Genomic DNA, 21,456 nt, shown 5'->3' on the forward strand with positions numbered 1-21,456 from the left:
GCACCGCAAAACTTAAGGTTTTACGGTAACCGTTACCCACCACGGTGTGCGCTGTCGGATCTGCACCGGCAACGTCGGCAACAGTGCATTCAACGCCAGGTCGGTGTCGTGCAGTGGGAAGCTGCCGGTGATCCTCAGGTCGGCCAGTTGCGGCTCGATTCCCAGATAGCCACTGCGATAACGCCCGAGTTCTTCGATCACATCCCCCAGCCGCGCGTTATCCACCACCAGCATGCCGCGGGTCCAGGCATCGCTGCCGGGCGCGACAGCCTGCAGTGGGCCGAGGCCATCGCTGCGCATCAGCACTTGTTGACCTTGCTTGAAGATCTGTTCCCGATGCAGCGTCTCTGGTTGGGCGGCGACGGCGGACTGCAGCACACTCAGCCGTGTGCCATCGTCCTCGCGTTTGACGATGAAGCGTGTACCCAGGGCCCGCAGACTGCCTTCGCGGGTTTTGACGATAAACGGGCGGCTGTCGTTGTGACCGGTCTCGACAAGAATTTCACCTTCCTGCAGCACGATCAGCCGGCGCTTGTCGTCAAATTGCACGTCAATCGCGCTGTGGGTATTGAGGTTGACCAGCGTACCGTCCGCCAACCTCAGCGTGCGCTGTTCGCCGGTGGCCGTGCGTTGGTCGGCCAGCCAATAGTCGATGGGCAAATAACGTTGTCCGGCAAACAACACCAGGCCACAGACCAGGACCACACTGGCCAGTCCGCTGCCGAGTTTGCGCACACGCTGGCGAATGCCTTCGCGCGACTGCAACAGCGCCGCCCGCGCCGGCCCCGAGGCGATGCTGAAGCGCTGGTCGAGCATGCCCAATTGGCGCCAGGCTCGGGCGTGTTCTTCATCACTGGCCAGCCATTTGTTGAATTCTTCGTGAGCAATCAAGCTGCCGTCCCCGGAATCCAGAGACAGTTGCCAGGCGATGGCGGCATCCAACACGCGGGCGGAAACCGGTTTGGAACTGATCGGGCTCACTGCGGTTCGCCATACAGCGCGATGTAACACTGACGAATGCCCTGGGCCAGGTATTGCCGCACACGAGGTACCGAGACACCCAGGCGTTGGGCGATTTCGGCGTGGCCAAGACCGTCGAGGCGGTTATAGAAAAACGCCGCGCGGGCCTTGCTGGAAAGTTTGCCGAGCAAGCGGTCGATAGCCCTGAGGTCTTCGAGGATCAGTTGCTGTGCTTCCGGCGACGGGTGTTCGCTCTCCGGGATCAGCATCAGTTCGGTGAGGTAGGCCTGTTCCAGCGCAGCGCGGCGGAAATAGTCGAACAGCAGCCCCTTGGCGACGGCCACCAGAAACGCCCGAGGTTCGCGAGGCGCGCGCAGTTCGTCACGCCCCAGCAGGCGCATGAACGTGTCCTGGCTCAGGTCTTCGGCGCGGCTCGGGCAAGCCACGTTGCGCCGCAGCCAAGCCAGCAGCCAGCCGCGATGGTCGCGGTATAACGCGCCAACAAGCTCACTGTGGGGACTTTGGGCTGACGACAAGGCATCACCGACTAAAAGTTTAAAATAACGAGAATTATTCGCGATTGTGTCAGAGGCGCGAGATGCTGGCAATTGGCATTGGTCGGGTAGCGGACCGGTCACCCTGAAGGCATGAGCCCGCTCACCCCGAAGTTGCGCGGCATCGCTAGAAAGAGGGTGCCTGCGTGCGCCGCTTCCATTGGCTCACGCGCTGTTGCAAGGCGAGGGGGCTGTCGAGGTGTTGCTGACGTGCTCGGCTGAACAGGATCAAGGCCAGCTCCGCCGTGGCCAGGGCATCGGCGCTGGCATGATGGCGCTCACCGACTTGCAGGTTGAAGTGATCGATCCAGTTATCCAGGCCCGTCTCACGGATCGAGGCTTGCGGACACAACAGCGGCGCCAGGTCGGCGACGTCGAGAAACGGGTGAGCCAGGTGATAGCCGAGGCTGTCCTTGAGCGCACGGCCGAGCATGTGCTGGTCGAACGGCGCATGAAATGCCAGCAGCGGACTGTCACCGACAAACGTCATGAAATCCAGCAACGCCTCGACCGGATCGCACCCTGCGGCAATGGCGCTGGGCCCCAGGCCGTGGATCAGCACGCTGGGGCCGGGCTTGGCATCGGCCCGTTGCAGGGTGCGCTCGAACTGCTGGGAAAAGTCGATGGCTGCGTCCTCGATCACCACCGCGCCAATCGACAGCACCTGGTCGCGATTGAGGTTGAGGCCGCTGGTCTCCAGGTCCAGCACTACCCAGCGTTGCGCCCGCAGCGAGCCGTCGCCCAACGGCCGGGCGCCTGGCAACTGTTCCAGACGAGCCTGTTGTGTGGCGCTCAAAGCTGGCCGTGACGGACGTAGCCAACTGAACCAACTCACAACTGATACCTCAGGGCCAGGCTGCTTTGCAGGCGTTGGGCCTGGCGCAGGGATTCGCGCAGGATACGACGGTCCAGATGGTTGAGGCTGTCCGGGTCGACCCGGTTGGAGTAAGGCTGGTTCTCACGGGTTTGCACTTGGTGCTGCTGCATGCGCGTCTGCTGGATAAAGTGATACGCCTCCTCATAGGCGGCACCGTCCAGGCGTTCGATCACGCCCTTGTCCACCAGTTGTTGCAAACGCTGCAACGTATTATTGGTGGCGATGCCGTTGGCCAGGGCCAGCAGACGGGCGCCATCAACGAACGGTGTGAGCCCCTGCACTTTGAGGTCCAGTGTGGCTTTGTCACTGCCCTTGCGCGTCAGCACAAAGTCGCGCAAACGTCCTAGCGGCGGGCGTTGGCGCAAGGCGTTGCCGGCCAGCATGCGCTGGAACAGGCGGTTGTCCGCGACCTGATCCAGAATGCCCTGGCGCAGTTGCTCGCAGCCGCGTTCATCGCCCCAGACGACCCGCAGGTCGAAGTAGATGCTGGACCTGAGCAAGTTCTCCGGGGTCGCTTCGCGGATAAACGCAGCGAAGCGTCGGGCCCATTCGGCGCGGGACAGGCACAGCTCGGGGTTGCCGGCCATGATGTTGCCCTTGCACAGGGTAAAACCACACAGTGCCAAACTCTGGTTGATTTGTTGCGCCAGCGGCAACAGGCGCCGACGAATCTCGGCGGCTTCGACGCCATCCTTGGCTTCAAACAGAATGCCGTTGTCCTGATCGGTGTGCAGCGTCTGTTCGCGACGGCCTTCGCTGCCGAAACACAGCCAACTGAAGGGCACGCCGGGATCGCCGCGCTCCGCCAGGGTCAGCTCGATGACCCGGCACACCGTATGGTCGTTGAGCAGGGTGATGATGTGGGTGATCTGGGTCGAAGACGCGCCGTGGGCCAGCATGCGCTCCACCAGTTGGCCGATCTCGCCACGCATCGCTACCAGGTTGTCCAGCCGGGGCGCGTTGCGGATGGTCCGGGCCAGGTGAACGAGGTCGATCCGTTGCAGGGAAAACAGATCGCGTTCGGAGACCACGCCGCACAGACGCCGGTCCTTGACCAGGCACACATGGGCGATGTGGCGTTCGGTCATGGCGATGGCCGCATCGAAGGCGCTGTGGTCCGGGCTGAGGAAGAACGGTGCCGGGGTCATATGGCCTTCGATGGCCTGATTGAAGTCGTTGGTACCGTCCGCCACCACATGGCGCAGGTCACGCAGGGTGAAAATCCCCACGGGCGCCTTGTCTGGGTCCACCACCACGATGCTGCCGACCTGCTGCTCATGCATCAGTGTCACAGCCTCGCGCAGCGGCATCAGCGGGCTGCACGTCACCGGATGACGCATGGCCAGCTCGCCCAGGCGGGTATTCAATGAGTATTGGGTGCCAAGGGTTTCCACGGCTTTTTGCTGGACCTGCTGGTTGACCTGGTCCAGCAGGCTACTCACGCCGCGCAAGGCGAAGTCGCGGAAAGCGCCGGACAGCGCAAACAGCTTGATGAAGGCCGGCTTGTTCAATTGCAGGCAGAAGGTGTCCTCGGCCGCCAGGTGTTCAGTACGCGTAGCCCGCTCGCCCAGCAGCGCCGCCAGCGGAAAGCACTCGCCCGTGGTGATTTCGAACGTGGTTTCAGTGCCGCCGGTGGCCGAATGCAGCCGCTCGCCGACGACACGTCCCTGCTTGACGATATAGAAGTGTTCTACCGGGCCGGACGACGGTTTGAGAATGCTCTCGCCGGGACCGTAGAAGCGCAATTGGCACTGCTCCACCAGAAACGCCAGGTGGGCGTACTCCATTTGGTTGAAAGGCGGGAATCGTTGGAGGAATTGCAGGGTGCCGTGGATGTTCTGCAACACCGCAGTTTTTCCTGCCTGGGTGAAAGCATCAGCTTTACTCATAACCATGACCGCAGTTTTTGTCGTTATCGTCCTGCATGGTCGACTCCTGCGCGCGGAGTGCCCATTGGACGTAAGTCTAGGTAGCTATGTCACTGTCCGTGATTAGGGAAAAGCCTTACATGAATATCGTCCAAACTCCGTAGAAGGCCCACTAGGAAAACTTTCCGACGAAGTGCACATTGAGCGCCCTTGCGCTGATGTCTGACGTCTGAGCTGGAGAGTGTTGAAAACTGCCGAGAGACGTATGTCCGACCACGATATTTTGAGTGATGACGAGCGCGAGGCGCTGAGCGCCGTGATGCTCGAACCTGATTTACCGCCACAACGCGTGCTGATCGTGGACGACGACAAGGACGCGCGCGAACTGCTGGCGGAAATCCTTGGGTTGGACGGCATTCGCTGCATGACGGCGAGTAGTGGCGAAGCGGCGTGGGCGTTGTTGAACACTCACGCCTCGATCGGTTTGCTGATCACCGACCTGCGCATGGCGCCCAGCAATGGCCTGGAATTGATTCGTCAGGTTCGCGGTTCCACCCGTGCAGCGCTGCCGATCATCGTGGTGTCGGGGGACGCCGAGGCGCCGGATGTGATCGATGCCATGCACTTGAGCGTGGTGGACTTCCTGCTCAAGCCGATCGATAGCGTGAAATTGGCGAAGATGGTGAAGCGCGAGCTGGGAATGGCTTCCTGAAACTCGCGCTGAATGTGCCGGCCTCATCGGCGCCAGTCAAATCAGCATGAAGCCTAAGAAAAAGCCCCGATCTCTCGATCAGGGCTTTTTTCATTTACAGACCATTCCGGGCCTTGAACTCCCTGCGCCGACGGTGCAACACCGGCTCGGTGTAACCATTGGGCTGCTTGGTACCTTCGACCACCAGTTCCACCGCTGCCTGGAACGCAATGTTGCTATCGAAGTCCGGAGCCAGTGGGCGGTACAGCGGGTCACCGGCATTCTGCCGATCCACCACAGGTGCCATGCGCTTGAGACTTTCCATGACCTGGGTTTCGTTGACGATGCCATGGCGCAGCCAGTTGGCAATGTGCTGGCTGGAAATCCGCAGGGTGGCGCGGTCTTCCATCAGGCCGACATCGTTGATGTCCGGCACTTTGGAACACCCCACGCCCTGGTCGATCCAGCGCACCACATAACCGAGGATGCCTTGAGCGTTGTTGTCCAGTTCGTTGCGGATTTCCTCGTCAGACCAATCGGTGTTGCTGGCCAGAGGAATGCTCAGGATATCGTCGACCGAGGCACGCTCGCGCTGGGCCAGCTCGGCCTGGCGGGCGAACACGTCGACCTTGTGATAGTGCAGCGCGTGCAACGCGGCGGCGGTCGGCGAAGGTACCCACGCGGTGTTGGCGCCGGCCAGCGGGTGAGCAATCTTCTGCTCGAGCATGGCCGCCATCAGGTCGGGCATCGCCCACATGCCTTTACCGATTTGCGCACGACCCTGCAGGCCGGTGCTCAAGCCGATATCGACGTTCCAGTTCTCGTAGGCGCCAATCCACTTTTCAGCTTTCATCGCGGCCTTGCGCACCATCGCGCCGGCTTCCATGGACGTATGGATTTCGTCGCCGGTACGGTCGAGGAAACCGGTGTTGATAAATACCACGCGTTCGCTGGCCGCCTTGATGCAGGCCTTGAGGTTGACCGTGGTGCGGCGCTCCTCGTCCATGATCCCGACTTTCAGAGTGTTGCGCGGCAGGTTCAACACGTCTTCGACACGGCCGAACAGCTCGTTGGTGAACGCCGCTTCTTCAGGGCCGTGCATCTTCGGCTTGACGATATAGACCGAACCGGTGCGGCTGTTCTTGCGGGTGTTGTTACCGTTGAGGCTGTGGATCGCCGCGAGGCTGGTCAACAGGCCGTCGAGGATGCCTTCCGGCACTTCGTTGCCGTCCTTGTCGAGGATCGCGTCGATGGTCATCAGGTGGCCGACGTTGCGCACGAACAGCAGCGAACGGCCGTGCAGCGTTACGTCCTGGCCGTCCACGCCGGTGTAGACGCGGTCGGCGTTCATGGTGCGGGTGAAGGTCTTGCCGCCCTTGGCCACTTCTTCGGCCAGGTCGCCCTTCATCAGGCCGAGCCAGTTGCGGTAAATCACCACTTTGTCATCAGCATCGACGGCGGCAACCGAGTCTTCGCAGTCCATGATGGTGGTCAGTGCGGCTTCCATCAGGATGTCTTTGACGCCGGCGGCATCGGTCTGGCCGACCGGGGTGCTGGCGTCGATCTGGATCTCGAAATGCAGGCCGTGATTTTTCAGCAGGATCGCGATCGGTTGGGCGGTCTCGCCCTGGAAACCGATCAACTGGGAATCGTCACGCAGGCCGCTGTTGCTACCACCCTTGAGGCTGACGATGAGCTTGCCGTCGACAATCTTGTAGCCGGTCGAATCCACGTGGCTGCCGGCCGTCAAGGGTGCCGCTTCGTCGAGGAACGCGCGGGCAAAGGCGATGACCTTGTCGCCCCGCACTTTGTTGTAGCCCTGGCCTTTCTCGGCGCCGTTGGCCTCGCTGATGGCGTCGGTGCCATACAGCGCGTCGTACAGCGAACCCCAGCGCGCATTGGAAGCGTTGAGGGCGAAACGCGCGTTCATCACCGGCACTACCAGCTGCGGGCCGGCCATGCGGGCAATCTCGTCATCGACGTTTTGTGTCGTCGCCTGGAAATCCGCGGCTTCTGGCAGCAGGTATCCGATGTCTTGCAGGAAGGCCTTGTAGGCCACCGCGTCGTGGGCCTGGTCAGCATGGGTCTGGTGCCAGGCATCGATCCGCGCTTGGAAATCGTCGCGTGTGGCGAGTAGGGCTTTGTTCTTCGGTGCCAGGTCGTGAATGACCTTGTCGGCGCCGGCCCAGAACTGGTCGGCGGTCAGGCCGGTACCGGGAATGGCTTCGTTGTTCACGAAGTCGAACAGGACTTTGGCGACCTGCAGGCCACCGACTTGAACGTGTTCAGTCATTGCTTGCCTCACTCTGCTCAGCTATTCGCTTTTCAGCTTTTCAATTTACCAATGCAGCCTCTGGCCATTTAAACCACAAACCCAGGGTACCAGTACATGCCAATCGATGGCGGCTGGGTGGTTCCAATCAACGGCGCAAAGCTTGCTGACGGGGTGTTCGGGGTTATCACGGCGCCTTGGCAGACATCGACCTAACGTTATGTAGTGCGCGCTGCGGCATACTACATGATGAGTTGCGGTTGTGAAAATTAGACTAAATACGTCGTTAAGCGACCCACTTTGGTCATACGGTCACAGCGGGGTATGGGATGTTCTCAAAAAACTATTGGATTGTCCCAGATAAATCTAAAAATGGTACACGATTTGTTTTCATGGGAACCTGCGTCCACCTTGTAGGTTGAACTCCAGAGGACTGTGCCATGGACCATCTCGTACTCACGATCATCGCCGCGGATAAACCAGGCCTGGTTGGACGCATCGCCCAGTGCATTGCCGGGCAGGGCGGAAATTGGCTGGAAAGCCGCATGGCGCATATGGCTGGGCAGTTCGCCGGGATCCTGCGGGTGAGCGTTCCGGCGGAGAGTCGGCAGGCATTGATGGACGCGCTGGAAGACTTGTCCACCCATGGCATTCGTGTGCTGGTGGGTGAAAGCAGCGCCGGGCTGGCGGCGGCGAACAAAGCGATTCTGATGACGCTGGTGGGCAATGATCGGCCGGGCATCGTGCGCGAGATCACCGCGCTGTTGAGCAGCCAGGGCGTCAACCTTGAGCGGCTGAACACCGATGTGCGTCCAGCGCCCATGAGTGGTGATCCGTTGTTTTATGCCGAAGCGTCATTGGCCGTGCCGGCGACGTTGACGCTGGATACGCTGCAAGCCGCTCTGGAAACCCTGGCGGATGACTTGATGGTAGAGCTGGCGCTGCGCAACGAGGAATAACTGTCCACCAGGTTGTTCATGGAAAACCTGCATGGGCCTGTGGATAAGCTGTAGAAACCTGGCCCCAGACCACGTCTGCTGGGGCTTGTCGGGTTTTGAGCAAAAAACGAGCAATTTCAACGGCTTGTGCACAAGCGCCGGGGACCAGCCTGTGGATAACCTTGGGGTGGAACCCTGCAGGCCACGGCAGCTGAGGCCTGCAGGGTTTTGTACGTTATTTGATCAGCGTTTGCGCAGGTTGAGCCACGCATCCACGCTGTAGACCGCCAGCCCGACCCAGATAAACACGAAGGCCACCAGGCTGCTGGGGCTCATGTGTTCGTCGAACAGCAGCACGGCTTGCAACAACACCAGGGTCGGCGCCAGGTACTGCAAAAAGCCCAGAGTGGTATAGGGCAAATGCCGCGCTGCCGCGTTGAAACACACCAACGGGACCAGCGTCACCGGGCCTGCCGCCACCAGCCACCAGGCTTCGGACGTGCTCCAGAACGCCAGGTCGGCGCTATGGGCGGTAGGATTGAACAGCAGCCACGCCAGCGCAATCGGCACCAGCATCCAGGTTTCCACCACCAGGCCGGGCAGCGCCTTGACCGGTGCTTGTTTGCGGATCAAGCCGTAGAAACCGAATGTCAGTGCCAGCACCAGCGACACCCACGGCAAACTGCCGACTTGCCACACTTGTTGCGCGACACCCACCGCGGCCAGTGCGACCGCCACCCATTGCAGGCGACGCAGGCGTTCGCCGAGGATCAGCATGCCCAGCAACACATTGATCAGCGGGTTGATGTAGTAACCCAGGCTGGCTTCAAGCATGCGTCCGCTGTTTACCGACCAGACGTAAGTCAGCCAGTTGCCGGCGATCAGTGAGCCGCTCAGCGCGAGGATCGCCAGGCGCTTGGGGTTGTCGCGCAGTTCTCGCCACCAGCCGGGGTGTTTCCAGACCAGCAACAGCAGGCCGCCGAACAGCGCCGACCAGAGCACCCGGTGGACAATGATTTCGGCGGCGGGAACGCTGGCGATGGCTTTGAAGTAGAGCGGGAACAAGCCCCAGATGATGTAGGCGCTCAGGCCTAATATGTACCCGCGACGCGGGTTGGCAGCGTGCATGCTGAATCCTTGCTTAGGCAGCTAACAAAAGCGTGATTGTAAGTAAATTTGTCGAGGATGGGGATTGGCTTTCTGTGGGAATACGGCGGACCGCCGCTTCCCACGGAATAATCGTCAGAACAGTTTCAACGGTTCTTCATTGAGTGCCGACAATTGCTCGCGCAGCGCCAGCACCTGATCGCCCCAATACCGCTCGCTGCCAAACCACGGGAAGCTGCGCGGGAACGCCGGATCGTCCCAGCGCCGTGCGAGCCAGGCGCTGTAGTGCATCAGGCGCAGGGCGCGCAACGGTTCGATCAGCGCCAGTTCGCGGGGATCGAAGTCGTGGAACTCCTGATAGCCGTCCATCAATTCTGACAATTGCCCCAGGCATTCCTGGCGATCACCGGCCAGCATCATCCACAGATCCTGGACCGCCGGGCCCATGCGGCAGTCGTCAAGGTCGACGATGTGGAACATCTCGTCGCGGCACATCATGTTGCCGGGGTGGCAGTCGCCGTGCATGCGGATGTTCTTGTACGGCGTGGCCGTGTAGACCTCTTCCACGCGCTTGAGCAGGTCGCGGGCCACGGACTCGTAGGCCGGCAACAGACTCTTGGGAACAAAGTTGCCTTCGAGCAGGGTGGTGAGGGAGTCGTGACCGAAGTTCTTCACTCCCAGCGCCTCGCGGTGTTCGAACGGGCGGGTGGAACCCACGGCGTGCAAGCGCCCGAGCAATTGCCCAAGACGATACAGCTGGTCCAGATTGCCCGGCTCCGGCGCCCTGCCACCGCGACGGGGGAACAGGGTGAAACGGAAACCGGCGTGCTCGAACAGACTTTCGCCGTGGTGAATCATCGGCGCGACCACCGGGACTTCGCACTCGGCCAGTTCGAAGGTGAAACGATGTTCTTCGAGGATCGCTTCGTTGGTCCAGCGCTGAGGGCGGTAGAACTTGGCGATCAGCGGCTCGGAGTCTTCGATGCCCACTTGATAGACACGGTTTTCGTAGCTGTTCAGCGCGAGCACGCGGGCGTCGCTGAGAAAACCGATGCTTTCGACAGCGTCGAGTACCAGGTCAGGGGTCAGTGTTTCAAACGGATGGGCCATGCGAACTCCTGCGCGCAGCAGAGCGCCGCGTCCGGCCGCGTATGGTAACGCACAAGGAAGGGAGAAAGGGGCCTTGTAGGAGCGAGCTTGCTCGCGAAGAACTTCAGGCGCACGCGGGGTGTCAGGCTTCCCGTGTTTTCGTTGACGATCTTCGCGGACAAGCCCGCTCCTACAGAGGGCTGCGGTTTATCAGGCGCCGACGATCCCGCCATCCTCGCGCCGAATCGCCATCACCGAGGAGCGCGGCTTGGCGTTGGGCAGATGTTCCGGGAAGGTTGAATCACCCGTGTCACCCGGATGCTGAATCCCCACAAACAAAGTCTTCTGGTCCGGCGAGAAGCTGATGCCGGTCACCTCGCACGCCACAGGTCCCACCATGAATCGGCGGATTTCACCGGTGTTCGGGTCGGCACAGAGCATCTGGTTATTGCCCATGCCAGCAAAGTCGCCACTGTTGCTGTAGTCACCGTCGGTGAGGATCCACAGGCGCCCGGCCTGGTCGAAACCCAGGCCGTCGGGACTGTTGAACATGTTCTGCGGGGTGATAGTGGACGAGCCGCCCTTCGGGCTGCCGGCATGTACGCCGGGGTTGCCGGCCACCACGAACAGGTCCCAGGTAAAGTCTGACGCGCCGTGGTCATCCGCATTGGCCTTCCAGCGCAGGATCTGGCCGTAGAGGTTGTTCTCCCGAGGGTTGGGGCCGCCCACCGGCTGGCCGTCTTCACCACGCTTGGTATTGTTGGTCAGGGTGCAATAGACCTGGCCGTCGGTGGGGCTGACGACGATCCATTCCGGGCGGTCCATGCGCGTGGCTTTCACCACGCTGGCGGCCAGGCGTGCATGGATCAGCACTTCGGCCTGGCTGGTGAAACCGCTGCTGGCGTCGATAGCGTTTTTTCCGAAGCTCAGTTCGACCCATTGTCCCTTGCCCTTGGGGTGGTCGGTATTGCCGTCGCCCGCGTCGAAGATCGCCACGTACAAGGTGCCGTGGTCCAGCAGGTCTTTGTTGGCCTTGGGGTCCTGGTGATTGATCGTGTCGCGGCTGATGAACTTGTAGATGAACTCGCCGCGCTCGTCGTCGCCCATGTAGACCACCGCTCGGCCGTCACGGGTTTGCGCCAGGGCCGCGTTCTCGTGTTTGAAGCGGCCCAGGGCGGTGCGCTTGACTGGAATCGATTGCGGGTCGAACGGATCGATTTCCACGACCCAGCCATGGCGATTGAGTTCGTTGGGGTGCTTGGCGATGTCGAAACGCGGGTCGTATTGATGCCAGTTGATCTCCTTGCTGGCGGCCACCACGCCATAGCGCTTTTGCCCGGCGTCAAAGGCCTGTTGCGGGTTACTGCTGCCGAAACAGTCGGTGAAGTTCTCTTCGCAGGTCAGGTACGTGCCCCACGGCGTCATGCCGTTGGCGCAATTCTGGAAGGTGCCGAGGACGTGTTGGCCGGAGGTGTCGGCGCTGGTTTTCAACCAGTCGTGGCCGGCCGCCGGACCACTCAGGCGGATCGGCGTGTTGCCGTGGATACGTCGGTTGTAACGTGAGCCCTGAACGAATTGCCAGGTGTCGCCCTGGCGTTTGACTTCGATCACCGACACGCCTTCGCTGGCCTGGGCCTTGTGTACCTCCTCGGCGGATTGCGGCATGCCGCCGTGGGCGAACAGGTAGCGGTAGTTGGTGTACTCATTGTTGATGGCCAGCAAGGCGCGGGTGTCGTCATCGGGGAAGGCGAACAGGCTCATGCCGTCGTTGTTATCGCCAAATTGCTGTTCTTGGGCCTTGGCCGTGCCGTTGCCGCTCGGGTCGAAGGCCGGGCCATCCTGGTGCAGCGGCTGCCCCCAGCTGATCAGCACCGAGGCGGTGTAGCCGGGCGGCAAGGTGAGGGTGTCGCGGGTGCTGGCGGCAATGCTGGCAAAACCCAGCAACGGGCTATTGGAGGCGGCGCTGACGCCAGCGGCGAGGGCGCTGCGGGTCAGCAGGTTGCCACCCAGAAACATCGCGGCGCCGCACAGGGCGCCGGCACCGATAAAACGGCGACGAGTGAGGCCGACCATCTGTTCGAGATCGGTGGCTTGGTTTTCTTCTAATAGGTTCATCTCAGGCTCCTTGATGTTTTTGCAGACACCTTAGGGAGCGTTTATGACGAAACGGTTTCAGTTTAGTGAATGCGTCAATTACGCCGGGGTACCCAGCAGCACATTGCTCGGGGCAAATTGCACCTGGAGAGGGTTTCCCTTGACCGCGCCCAGGGCCGCAAGCTGCCCCGGCGAGGCCAATGCACAGAGCACCTGGCCATTCGACAGGCTGATGCGTACTTCACTGGGACCGTCGTCGGCCTCGAGAATCGCGTCGACCTGGCCACTCATGCAGTTGTAGTCAGGCGTTGCGGCGTCGTTGGCGCCGAGCAGCTCTAGCCAACCGGCCTTGATCAACGCCACGACTTGCGTGCCGATTTCCAATTCAAGGCGCAGGGTGCTGTCGTGGGTGATCTGCGCCTCGAGGGTCAACTCGGCGGCCAGTTGCAGGCGAATCAGGTCATTGTGGCCGTTGCGGGTGATGGCGACGACTTGGCCGTGCAACTGGTTGCGCGCACTGGTGCGCAGCATCAGGCGGCCCAACAGGTTGAAGTCGCTGGCGTCCTCGGCGGCTTCCAGCACCTGGGCCTGCAGGGTTTGCAGGCGCAGGTACAGACGCAGCACCCGTTCGCCTTCTGCCGACAACCGCGCACCGCCGCCGCCCTTGCCGCCGACGCTGCGTTCAACCAGAGGCTTTTGCGCCAGATTGTTCAACTCATCAATGGCGTCCCACGCGGCCTTGTAGCTCAAGCCCGCGCTTTTCGCCGCGCGGGTAATGGAACCCTGCTCGGCGATGTGTTGCAGCAGGGCAATGCGCTGCGGGCGTCGGACGATGTGTTGGCTCAACAGTGTGGGTAAAGGCATGGCGAACGGTTACGCGCTGGCTTGGATGCTCGAGACGTTGCGGGCAGGCGGCGTTGGAGTCAAGTCAGGCGCCGGGTTTGGGGGTGCGCGCCAGGCAATATACGTCGACCTGTCGGGCGCCGGCCTGCATCAACAGGCGCGCCAGGCTGTGGGCGGTGGCGCCAGTGGTCAACACGTCATCCACCAGGGCCAGGTGCCGACCTTCGACCTGCGTATCGGCGGCCAAGGCGAAGGCGTTGAGCAGGTTGCACTGGCGGGTCCTGGCGTCCAGTTCCTGCTGGGCGACAGTTTCCTGGGGGCGCAACAACAGGTGTTCATTGACCGGCACATTGAGGTCCTTGCTCAGCCAGCGAGCGAGCATCACGGCCTGGTTATATCCGCGCTGGCGCAAGCGTTTGCCGGCCATCGGCACGGGCAGCAGGCAGTCGGGGCGAGTCAGTTGGGTGTTTTCGAAGCGATCCTGAAGGTATTGCCCCAGCAGGTTTGCCAGCAGGTGTCCAAGAGGCCATTGGCCTTGGTGCTTGAATCGGCTGATCAGGCTGTCGACCGGGAAGCTGTAGCTCCAGGGCGCCACCACCTGTTTGAACGCGCGGGGCGATTTCTGGCATTGGCCGCAGACCAGGCCACTCATCGGCAGCGGCAGGGCGCAGACTTCACACTGCGCCAGCAGCCACGGCAGCTCGATTTCGCAGAGGTTGCACACGGCCATGGGGGAATCGGTGGTTTCATTGCAGATCAAACAGTATTGTTTGTTTTTTGACCAGATGTAAACCTTGGGTTTGCGCTCAGGTTGACAGTGCATGAATCTTCCTTAAATATGCCGAGCATCCGTGTCGTGCCTGTGGGTATTGCCCTTCCCGCAGCGCTTGCCAAAGCATAATCAAGGAATCGCCCATGAGCGCCAGCATCACTGCCACTCTGCGTCACGACTGGTCTTTGGCCGAGGTCAAGGCACTGTTCGTCCAACCGTTCAATGACCTGTTGTTCCAGGCGCAGACCGTGCACCGCGCGCATTTCGATGCCAATCGGGTTCAGGTATCCACCCTGTTATCGATCAAGACCGGCGCCTGCCCGGAAGATTGCAAATATTGTCCGCAGTCGGGCCACTACAACACCGGCCTGGAAAAAGAAAAGCTGATGGAAGTGCAGAAGGTCCTCGAGGAGGCCGCGCGCGCCAAGGCCATTGGTTCGACGCGTTTCTGCATGGGCGCCGCCTGGAAGCATCCGTCGGCCAAGGACATGCCTTACGTGTTGCAAATGGTCAAAGGCGTAAAAGCCATGGGCCTGGAAACCTGCATGACCCTCGGTCGTCTCGACCAGGATCAGACGTCCGCCCTGGCCGAGGCCGGGCTCGACTACTACAACCACAACCTGGATACCTCCCCGGAGTTCTACGGATCGATCATCACCACCCGTACTTACAGCGAGCGCCTGCAGACCCTGGCGTATGTGCGGGATTCGGGGATGAAGATCTGTTCCGGCGGGATTCTCGGCATGGGTGAATCCCTCGACGACCGCGCCAACCTGTTGATCCAGCTGGCCAACCTGCCGGAGCATCCGGAGTCGGTGCCGATCAACATGCTGGTGAAGGTCGCCGGTACGCCGCTGGAGAATGCCGACGATATCGACCCGTTCGACTTCATCCGCATGTTGGCCGTGGCGCGCATCCTGATGCCGAAGTCCCATGTGCGGTTGTCTGCCGGCCGCGAGGCGATGAACGAGCAGATGCAAGCCCTGGCGTTCTTCGCCGGCGCCAACTCGATTTTCTACGGTGACAAGTTGCTGACCACCGCCAACCCACAGGCGGACAAGGACATGCAATTGTTCTCGCGCCTGGGGATCCTGCCGGAAGCCCGCGAAGAGCACGCCGACGAAGTCCACCAGGCCGCGATTGAGCAGGCGTTGGTGGAACAACAGAACAGCGAGCAGTTTTATAACGCCGCCGTCTGATTGAAGTGCAATCCAAATGTGGGAGCGGGCTTGCTCGCGATAGCGGTGTATCAGTGAGTACAGGTGTTGACTGACACACAGCTATCGCGAGCAAGCCCGCGGCCACATTTTGACCGAGTCCAATCCGCCAACTCCGAGGCCCCGCATGTCTTTTGATCTCGCCGCGCGCCTCGCTGCCCGCCGTACAGAACACCTCTATCGCCAGCGCCCGCTGCTGCAAAGTCCTCAAGGTCCGCAAGTGGTGGTGGATGGCCAAGCGTTGTTGGCCTTTTGCAATAACGATTACCTGGGCTTGGCCAATCATCCTCAAGTGATCGAAGCCTGGCGCGCCGCAGCGTCCCGCTGGGGCGTGGGCGGCGGGGCGTCGCATTTGGTGATTGGCCACAGCACGCCGCATCACGCCTTGGAAGAGGCCTTGGCCGACTTCACTGGCCGACCGCGTGCGCTGCTGTTCAGCACCGGTTACATGGCTAACCTCGGCGCGGTCACGGCGCTGGTGGGGCAGGGCGATACAGTGCTGCAAGATCGCCTCAACCATGCCTCGCTGCTGGATGCCGGTTTATTGTCCGGGGCGCGCTTCAACCGTTACCTGCACAACGACGCCGTGAGCCTGGCCAAGCGCCTTGAGAAGGCCAGCGGCAATACGCTAGTGGTGACCGATGGGGTGTTCAGCATGGACGGCGACCTCGCCGATCTGCCCGCGCTGGTTCGCGAAGCCCGGGCCAGGGGCGCGTGGCTGATGGTCGATGATGCCCACGGCTTCGGCACGCTGGGCGCCACTGGCGGTGGCATCGTCGAGCATTTCGGCTTGAGCCTGGACGATGTGCCGGTGCTGGTCGGCACCCTGGGCAAGGCATTCGGTACGGCTGGCGCCTTTGTTGCCGGCAGCGAAGAGTTGATCGAAAGCCTGATCCAGTTCGCTCGACCCTACATCTACACCACCAGCCAACCCCCGGCCCAGGCCTGCGCGACCCTGAAAAGCCTGGAGTTGCTGCGTACCGAACACTGGCGGCGTGAGCATTTGAACGCGCTGATCCGCCAGTTCCGCCAGGGCGCCGAGCAGATCGGCCTGGAGTTGATGCACAGCTTCACGCCGATCCAGCCGATCATGATCGGCGACAGCGGCCGGGCGATTCGCCTGTCGCAGATGCTGCGTGAGCGCGGCTTGATGGTAACGGCGATCCGCCCACCCACCGTGCCCAACGGCACCGCGCGTTTGCGGGTGACCTTGTCGGCGGCCCACAGCGAGGCCCAGGTGCAGCTATTGTTAAACGCATTGGAAGCGTGTTTCCGCTTGTTGGGTGAGGAACCCGAGCATGCGTGATCGACTGATATTGCTCCCCGGCTGGGGGCTTGGGGTATCGCCGCTGGAACCGTTGGCCGCCGCGTTGCGCGGGCTGGACGAACACTTGCGGGTGGATATCGAGCCTTTGCCGGAGCTGGATTGCAGCGACCTCGACGAATGGCTCGATGAACTTGACGCGACCTTGCCGGACAACGCCTGGCTCGGCGGTTGGTCTCTGGGTGGAATGCTCGCGTCCGAACTGGCAGCGCGGCGTGGTGAGCGCTGTTGCGGCCTGCTGACCTTGGCCAGCAACCCGTGTTTTGTGGCCCATGCTGGCTGGCCGTGTGCGATGCCCGGCGAAACCTTCGATGCGTTCCTGGCCGGTTGCCATGCCGACTCCCAAGTCACCCTCAAACGTTTCGGCCTGCTCTGCGCCAAGGGCGCGCAAGACCCCAAGGGACTGGCGCGTCTGCTGGTCAGCAGTGCACCGAAGACCTCCTCCAAAGGCTTGATGAGCGGCCTGGAGTTACTCGCGCAACTGGACACGCGTGATGCCCTGCAAGCGTTCCGTGGCCCGCAACTGCACGTGTTTGCCGGCCTGGATGAGTTGGTGCCCTGCGAGGCTGCGACTGAGTTGCTGAAGTTATTGCCCGATATCGAGATCGGCCTGATTGAACAGGCCGGGCACGCCTTTCTTCTGGATAACCCCCACGGAGTGGCGGGGGCGATTCAGGCTTTTTTGCATGAGTGCGGTGATGACTGATTTATCCCATCCTCCGCTGCCGGGCGCCTTGCCTGACAAGCGCCAGGTCGCGGCGTCCTTTTCCAGGGCTGCGTCCAGCTATGACAGTGTCGCGGCGCTGCAGCGCGACGTGGGCGGCGAGTTGCTCGGACGTCTGCCGTCTGGATTCAGGCCGCGACGTTGGCTTGACCTGGGCTGCGGCACCGGCTATTTCAGCCGTGCGTTGAACACGGTGTTTCCCCAGGGGCACGGCGTGGCGCTGGATATCGCCGAAGGCATGCTCAATCACGCACGGCCCTTGGGTGGCGCCGAACATTTTGTCGCCGGCGATGCCGAGCGCATGCCGCTGCAGGATGGCTGCTGCGAATTGATCTTCTCCAGCCTGGCGGTGCAGTGGTGCGCGGATTTCGCCTCAGTGCTCAATGAAGCGCAACGCGTGTTGCAGCCGGGTGGCGTGATGGCGTTTGCCAGCCTGTGCGTCGGGACCCTGGATGAGCTGCGCGAAAGTTGGCGGGCGGCGGATGGCATGGTTCACGTCAATCGCTTTCGAGCGTTCACTGCCTATCAACAGCTGTGCGCAGCCAGCGGACTGCGTGTGGTGAGTTTGGAGCGACGTGCTCACGTCGTGTATTACCCGGACGTGCGCAGCCTGACCCATGAATTGAAAGCATTGGGCGCGCACAATCTGAATCCGGGACGCCCTGGCGGCTTGACCGGGCGCGCGCGGATTGTTGCGCTGGTTCAAGCGTACGAGCAGTTCCGCCAGGCCAAGGGTCTGCCGGCAACTTATCAAGTGGTGTATGGCGTGCTGGAGAAACCGCTATGAGTGCTGCGTATTTTATCACCGGTACCGATACCGATGTCGGCAAGACGACGATCGCCGCCGGGCTGCTGCATGCCGCTCGGCAGGCAGGCAAGAGCACCGCTGCGGGCAAGCCGGTGGCCTCGGGCTGTGAACTGACGCCCAAAGGCCTGCGCAACGCCGATGCCCTGGCATTGCTGGCTGAATGCTCGTTGCCGCTGACTTACGCCGAGGTCAATCCGCTGGCGTTCGAGCCGGCCATTGCGCCTCATCTGGCGGCGCGTGAGGCTGGCGTGGCGTTGACCGTGCAAGCCTTGTTGACACCGATGCAGCAGATCCTCGCCAAGCACGCGGATTTCACCTTGATCGAAGGTGCGGGCGGATGGCGTGTACCGTTGGCCGATCAGGACAACCTTTCGGACCTGGCCAAGGCTTTGCAACTGCCGGTGATTCTGGTGGTGGGCGTACGCCTGGGGTGTATCAATCACGCGCTATTGAGCGCCGAAGCGATCGCCCGGGACGGTTTGCCGTTGGCCGGATGGGTGGCCAATATCATTGATCCCAAGACCTCTCGTCTGGAAGAAAATCTCGGGACGCTGGCCGAACGCCTGCCCGCGCCGTGCCTGGGGCGGGTGCCCAGGCTCAAGCAACCGTCTGCCGAAGCGGTGGCCGGGTACTTGCAGTTGGACCTGCTTGATTGATTTTCTTAACGGTTAGGGCACAGTGCCATTAGTGTTTTTGACGGGCCTTTTGCCAGATTGTCTGCTTCAATAAGGGTTCACGCTTTATTGCAAGGCAGGTTCACGCGATGGAAATCTCTGGAAGCAGTGCGTTTTATTCGGGACTGAGCAGTATTCAGACCGGGCAGAACCGTGTCGACCAGGCCGCCGGCAAGATCGCCAGTGCTGCCACCACCCAGCCGTCGGACGCTCAGAATGATCGGCTGCGCGCGGTTGATCGCGGTCAATCGACCACCTCGGCAAGTAATATGGTGGAAATGGCCGAAGGCAAGTTTCAAGTGGAGCTGGGCGTAAAAGTCGCCAAGGCCTCCGACGAAATGCTCGGTACGTTGATCGATACCTACGCCTGATCCCATACCTCCTTTTTTGTAGGCGTTAGGGGGCGCCTAGCTCGTGCTCGCAAAGAGCTAGGCGCCGCGTTCAGTCTGAATGCACGCATTATCGTTGACGTTTTTCGCGAGCACGCTCGCTCCCACATACCTGTATTAGCCCTACTGGCAGCTTTCAACTTTGAAATTTGATGCGGCATTGCGCTGCAGGCCTCGTCGTGCCTGCTATTGACCCCCGTCAAGACAGACGGCAGCCGAAGGGCGCTTGACAAGGATTGGTCGTAAACGTATGTTTCAAACAACTGTTTGACCGCTATAACAAATCCACGCGGTTGTTCATTCCAGGATTCATCAGCAGAGGTTTATCGCTATGCCTGACTACAAGGCCCCCTTGCGTGATATTCGCTTCGTTCGTGACGAACTGCTCGGCTACGAAGCGCACTATCAGAGTCTGCCGGCTTGCCAGGACGCTACCCCGGACATGGTTGACGCCATTCTCGAAGAAGGCGCCAAGTTCTGTGAGCAAGTGCTGGCACCGCTGAACCGCGTGGGTGACATCGAAGGGTGTACCTGGAGCGAGTCAGGCGTTAAAACCCCCCGCTGGTTTCAAAGAAGCCTACAAGCAATTCGTCGAAGGCGGCTGGCCGAGCCTGGCCCACGACGTTGCACACGGCGGCCAAGGCCTGCCGGAATCCCTGGGCCTGGCCGTCAGCGAGATGGTCGGCGAAGCTAACTGGTCGTGGGGCATGTACCCAGGCCTGTCCCATGGCGCGATGAACACCATTTCCGAGCACGGCACGCCCGAGCAGCAAGACGCTTACCTGACCAAACTGGTATCGGGCGAGTGGACCGGCACCATGTGCCTGACCGAACCGCACTGCGGTACCGACCTGGGCATGCTGCGCACCAAGGCCGAACCTCAGGCCGACGGTTCCTACAAGGTTTCCGGGACCAAGATCTTCATCTCGGCCGGTGAACACGACATGGCCGACAACATCGTCCATATCGTGCTGGCTCGCCTGCCGGATGCGCCGGCCGGCACCAAAGGCATCTCGCTGTTTATCGTGCCAAAGTTTCTGCCTGGCGCCGACGGTTCGGTGGGTGAGCGCAATGCCGTGTCCTGTGGTTCCCTGGAACACAAAATGGGTATCCACGGTAACGCCACTTGCGTGATGAACTTTGACGCGGCCACCGGTTTCCTGATCGGCCCGGCGAACAAAGGCCTGAACTGCATGTTCACCTTCATGAACACCGCTCGCCTGGGGACCGCGCTGCAAGGCCTGGCCCACGCCGAGATCGGTTTTCAGGGCGGTCTGAAATATGCGCGTGATCGCTTGCAAATGCGTTCCCTGACGGGCCCGAAAGCGCCGGACAAGGCGGCCGACCCGATCATCGTGCATCCTGATGTACGCCGCATGCTGCTGACCATGAAAGCCTTCGCCGAAGGTAACCGTGCGATGGTGTACTTCACCGCCAAGCAAGTGGACGTGGTCAAGTACGGCACCGACGAAGAAGCCAAGAAACAGGCTGATGCGCTGTTGGCCTTCATGACCCCGATTGCCAAGGCGTTCATGACCGAAGTCGGTTTCGAGTCCGCCAACCACGGCGTGCAAATCTACGGCGGTCACGGCTTTATTGCCGAGTGGGGCATGGAGCAGAACGTTCGCGACAGCCGTATCTCGATGCTGTACGAAGGCACCACCGGGATTCAGGCGCTGGACTTGCTCGGCCGTAAGGTGCTGATGACCCAGGGCGAAGCGCTCAAGGGCTTCACCAAGATCGTGCACAAGTTCTGCCAGGCCAACGAAGGCAACGAAGCGGTCCAAGAGTTCGTTGCACCGCTGGCCGCACTGAACAAGGAATGGGGCGAGTTGACCATGAAGGTCGGCATGGCGGCGATGAAGGATCGTGAAGAAGTCGGTGCGGCGTCGGTGGACTACCTGATGTACTCCGGCTATGCCTGCCTGGCTTACTTCTGGGCTGACATGGCACGCCTGGCTGCCGAGAAACTGGCTGCCGGTACCAGCGAAGAGGCGTTCTACACCGCCAAGCTGCAGACGGCGCGTTTCTACTTCCAGCGCATCCTGCCGCGTACCCGCACTCATGTCGCGACTATGCTGTCGGGCGCCAACAACCTGATGGACATGAAAGAAGAGAACTTCGACCTGGGCTACTAAGTCCTAGCCGGTTCACGCCAAGACCGCCGCTCTTTCGGGAGCGGCGGTTTTTTTTGAGCGAAAAAACTGAGTTGCGCGCTCAGGGATCGGGTTTTGCTGCCGTTACAGTGATGGCAA

General features: G+C 61.3%; 18 protein-coding genes and 1 pseudogene. 9 read left to right on the top strand and 10 right to left on the bottom strand.

The window, feature by feature from the left end:
- Positions 1-12: 12 nt before the first annotated feature.
- From BLU75_RS25265 to BLU75_RS25280, 4 genes are all read right to left on the bottom strand, one after another.
- Positions 13-981: a FecR domain-containing protein gene (locus BLU75_RS25265; RefSeq protein WP_084379602.1), complete on the bottom strand. Its 969-nt coding sequence runs from the start codon at positions 979-981 to the stop codon at positions 13-15.
- The gene (locus BLU75_RS25270; RefSeq protein WP_084379601.1) at positions 978-1,496 is read right to left on the bottom strand and encodes an RNA polymerase sigma factor; all 519 of its coding nucleotides are present in this window, start codon (positions 1,494-1,496) and stop codon (positions 978-980) included. Before BLU75_RS25270 ends, BLU75_RS25265 begins: the two co-directional genes overlap by 4 nt.
- 145 nt (positions 1,497-1,641) lie before the next feature.
- Positions 1,642-2,349, bottom strand: a complete 708-nt coding sequence (locus BLU75_RS25275; protein ID WP_084379600.1) for a 3'-5' exonuclease — start codon at positions 2,347-2,349, stop codon at positions 1,642-1,644.
- Complete coding sequence (locus BLU75_RS25280; RefSeq protein WP_304362992.1) at positions 2,346-4,280, bottom strand: putative nucleotidyltransferase substrate binding domain-containing protein; 1,935 nt, start codon at positions 4,278-4,280, stop codon at positions 2,346-2,348. The genes BLU75_RS25275 and BLU75_RS25280 overlap by 4 nt, the downstream gene beginning before the upstream one ends.
- A gap of 244 nt (positions 4,281-4,524) precedes the next feature.
- On the opposite strand from BLU75_RS25280, the gene BLU75_RS25285 reads away from it, so the two are divergent.
- Positions 4,525-4,971, top strand: a complete 447-nt coding sequence (locus BLU75_RS25285; protein ID WP_084379598.1) for a response regulator — start codon at positions 4,525-4,527, stop codon at positions 4,969-4,971.
- 94 nt (positions 4,972-5,065) lie between these two features.
- On the opposite strand, the gene BLU75_RS25290 is transcribed toward BLU75_RS25285, so the two are convergent.
- Entirely contained in the window at positions 5,066-7,243 is a 2,178-nt protein-coding gene (locus BLU75_RS25290; protein ID WP_084379597.1) for a malate synthase G, read from the bottom strand.
- Positions 7,244-7,662: 419 nt separating this feature from the next.
- On the opposite strand from BLU75_RS25290, the gene BLU75_RS25295 reads away from it, so the two are divergent.
- Positions 7,663-8,181: a glycine cleavage system transcriptional repressor gene (locus BLU75_RS25295; RefSeq protein WP_084379596.1), complete on the top strand. Its 519-nt coding sequence runs from the start codon at positions 7,663-7,665 to the stop codon at positions 8,179-8,181.
- A 222-nt stretch (positions 8,182-8,403) separates the two neighbouring features.
- Here BLU75_RS25295 and rarD read toward each other — a convergent pair whose 3' ends face one another.
- The 5 genes from rarD to BLU75_RS25320 form a co-directional block, all read right to left on the bottom strand.
- Positions 8,404-9,288, bottom strand: coding sequence for an EamA family transporter RarD (gene rarD, locus BLU75_RS25300; protein WP_084379595.1), 885 nt, complete (start codon positions 9,286-9,288; stop codon positions 8,404-8,406).
- Between the two features lie 114 nt (positions 9,289-9,402).
- Positions 9,403-10,377: a serine/threonine protein kinase gene (locus BLU75_RS25305; RefSeq protein ID WP_084379594.1), complete on the bottom strand. Its 975-nt coding sequence runs from the start codon at positions 10,375-10,377 to the stop codon at positions 9,403-9,405.
- A 189-nt stretch (positions 10,378-10,566) separates the two neighbouring features.
- Positions 10,567-12,471 (bottom strand): PhoX family protein, encoded by a 1,905-nt coding sequence (locus tag BLU75_RS25310; protein ID WP_090221587.1) that lies wholly within the window; start codon positions 12,469-12,471, stop codon positions 10,567-10,569.
- 78 nt (positions 12,472-12,549) lie between these two features.
- Entirely contained in the window at positions 12,550-13,314 is a 765-nt protein-coding gene (locus BLU75_RS25315) for a TOBE domain-containing protein (protein ID WP_084379592.1), read from the bottom strand.
- Between the two features lie 64 nt (positions 13,315-13,378).
- Positions 13,379-14,116: a ComF family protein gene (locus tag BLU75_RS25320; RefSeq protein ID WP_084379591.1), complete on the bottom strand. Its 738-nt coding sequence runs from the start codon at positions 14,114-14,116 to the stop codon at positions 13,379-13,381.
- Between the two features lie 92 nt (positions 14,117-14,208).
- On the opposite strand from BLU75_RS25320, the gene bioB reads away from it, so the two are divergent.
- The 7 genes and pseudogenes from bioB to BLU75_RS25355 all read left to right on the top strand — a co-directional run bounded on the left by bioB (position 14,209) and on the right by BLU75_RS25355 (position 21,339).
- Complete coding sequence (bioB, locus tag BLU75_RS25325; protein ID WP_084379590.1) at positions 14,209-15,264, top strand: biotin synthase BioB; 1,056 nt, start codon at positions 14,209-14,211, stop codon at positions 15,262-15,264.
- A gap of 145 nt (positions 15,265-15,409) precedes the next feature.
- Positions 15,410-16,588: an 8-amino-7-oxononanoate synthase gene (gene bioF, locus BLU75_RS25330; RefSeq protein ID WP_084379589.1), complete on the top strand. Its 1,179-nt coding sequence runs from the start codon at positions 15,410-15,412 to the stop codon at positions 16,586-16,588.
- Positions 16,581-17,312 carry an alpha/beta fold hydrolase gene (locus BLU75_RS25335; protein WP_084379588.1) on the top strand — a complete coding sequence of 244 codons (732 nt, stop codon included), beginning with the start codon at positions 16,581-16,583 and terminating at the stop codon, positions 17,310-17,312. The genes bioF and BLU75_RS25335 overlap by 8 nt, the downstream gene beginning before the upstream one ends.
- A complete protein-coding gene (bioC, locus tag BLU75_RS25340) occupies positions 17,305-18,117 on the top strand; it encodes a malonyl-ACP O-methyltransferase BioC (protein WP_084379587.1) in 813 nt (270 codons plus the stop codon). Before BLU75_RS25335 ends, bioC begins: the two co-directional genes overlap by 8 nt.
- A complete protein-coding gene (bioD, locus tag BLU75_RS25345; protein WP_084379586.1) occupies positions 18,114-18,794 on the top strand; it encodes a dethiobiotin synthase in 681 nt (226 codons plus the stop codon). The genes bioC and bioD overlap by 4 nt, the downstream gene beginning before the upstream one ends.
- A gap of 107 nt (positions 18,795-18,901) precedes the next feature.
- Positions 18,902-19,183, top strand: a complete 282-nt coding sequence (locus BLU75_RS25350) for a pyrroloquinoline quinone biosynthesis protein PqqE (protein ID WP_084379585.1) — start codon at positions 18,902-18,904, stop codon at positions 19,181-19,183.
- Positions 19,184-19,532: 349 nt separating this feature from the next.
- Positions 19,533-21,339, top strand: a pseudogene (locus tag BLU75_RS25355) (phenylacyl-CoA dehydrogenase).
- The last annotated feature ends 117 nt before the right edge of the window (positions 21,340-21,456 follow it).

It is taken from the genome of Pseudomonas mucidolens, assembly GCF_900106045.1.
Taxonomy (GTDB): domain Bacteria; phylum Pseudomonadota; class Gammaproteobacteria; order Pseudomonadales; family Pseudomonadaceae; genus Aquipseudomonas; species Aquipseudomonas mucidolens.

Bases quoted from the DNA above. Each gene is read 5' to 3' on its own strand.
- BLU75_RS25280 (WP_304362992.1), bottom strand. From the start codon at position 4,280: ATGAGTAAAGCTGATGCTTTCACCCAGGCAGGAAAAACTGCGGTGTTG.
- BLU75_RS25285 (WP_084379598.1), top strand. From the start codon at position 4,525: ATGTCCGACCACGATATTTTGAGTGATGACGAGCGCGAGGCGCTGAGC.
- BLU75_RS25290 (WP_084379597.1), bottom strand. From the start codon at position 7,243: ATGACTGAACACGTTCAAGTCGGTGGCCTGCAGGTCGCCAAAGTCCTG.
- BLU75_RS25295 (WP_084379596.1), top strand. From the start codon at position 7,663: ATGGACCATCTCGTACTCACGATCATCGCCGCGGATAAACCAGGCCTG.
- rarD (WP_084379595.1), bottom strand. From the start codon at position 9,288: ATGCACGCTGCCAACCCGCGTCGCGGGTACATATTAGGCCTGAGCGCC.
- BLU75_RS25305 (WP_084379594.1), bottom strand. From the start codon at position 10,377: ATGGCCCATCCGTTTGAAACACTGACCCCTGACCTGGTACTCGACGCT.
- BLU75_RS25310 (WP_090221587.1), bottom strand. From the start codon at position 12,471: ATGAACCTATTAGAAGAAAACCAAGCCACCGATCTCGAACAGATGGTC.
- BLU75_RS25315 (WP_084379592.1), bottom strand. From the start codon at position 13,314: ATGCCTTTACCCACACTGTTGAGCCAACACATCGTCCGACGCCCGCAG.
- BLU75_RS25320 (WP_084379591.1), bottom strand. From the start codon at position 14,116: ATGCACTGTCAACCTGAGCGCAAACCCAAGGTTTACATCTGGTCAAAA.
- bioB (WP_084379590.1), top strand. From the start codon at position 14,209: ATGAGCGCCAGCATCACTGCCACTCTGCGTCACGACTGGTCTTTGGCC.
- bioF (WP_084379589.1), top strand. From the start codon at position 15,410: ATGTCTTTTGATCTCGCCGCGCGCCTCGCTGCCCGCCGTACAGAACAC.
- BLU75_RS25335 (WP_084379588.1), top strand. From the start codon at position 16,581: ATGCGTGATCGACTGATATTGCTCCCCGGCTGGGGGCTTGGGGTATCG.
- bioC (WP_084379587.1), top strand. From the start codon at position 17,305: ATGACTGATTTATCCCATCCTCCGCTGCCGGGCGCCTTGCCTGACAAG.
- bioD (WP_084379586.1), top strand. From the start codon at position 18,114: ATGAGTGCTGCGTATTTTATCACCGGTACCGATACCGATGTCGGCAAG.
- BLU75_RS25350 (WP_084379585.1), top strand. From the start codon at position 18,902: ATGGAAATCTCTGGAAGCAGTGCGTTTTATTCGGGACTGAGCAGTATT.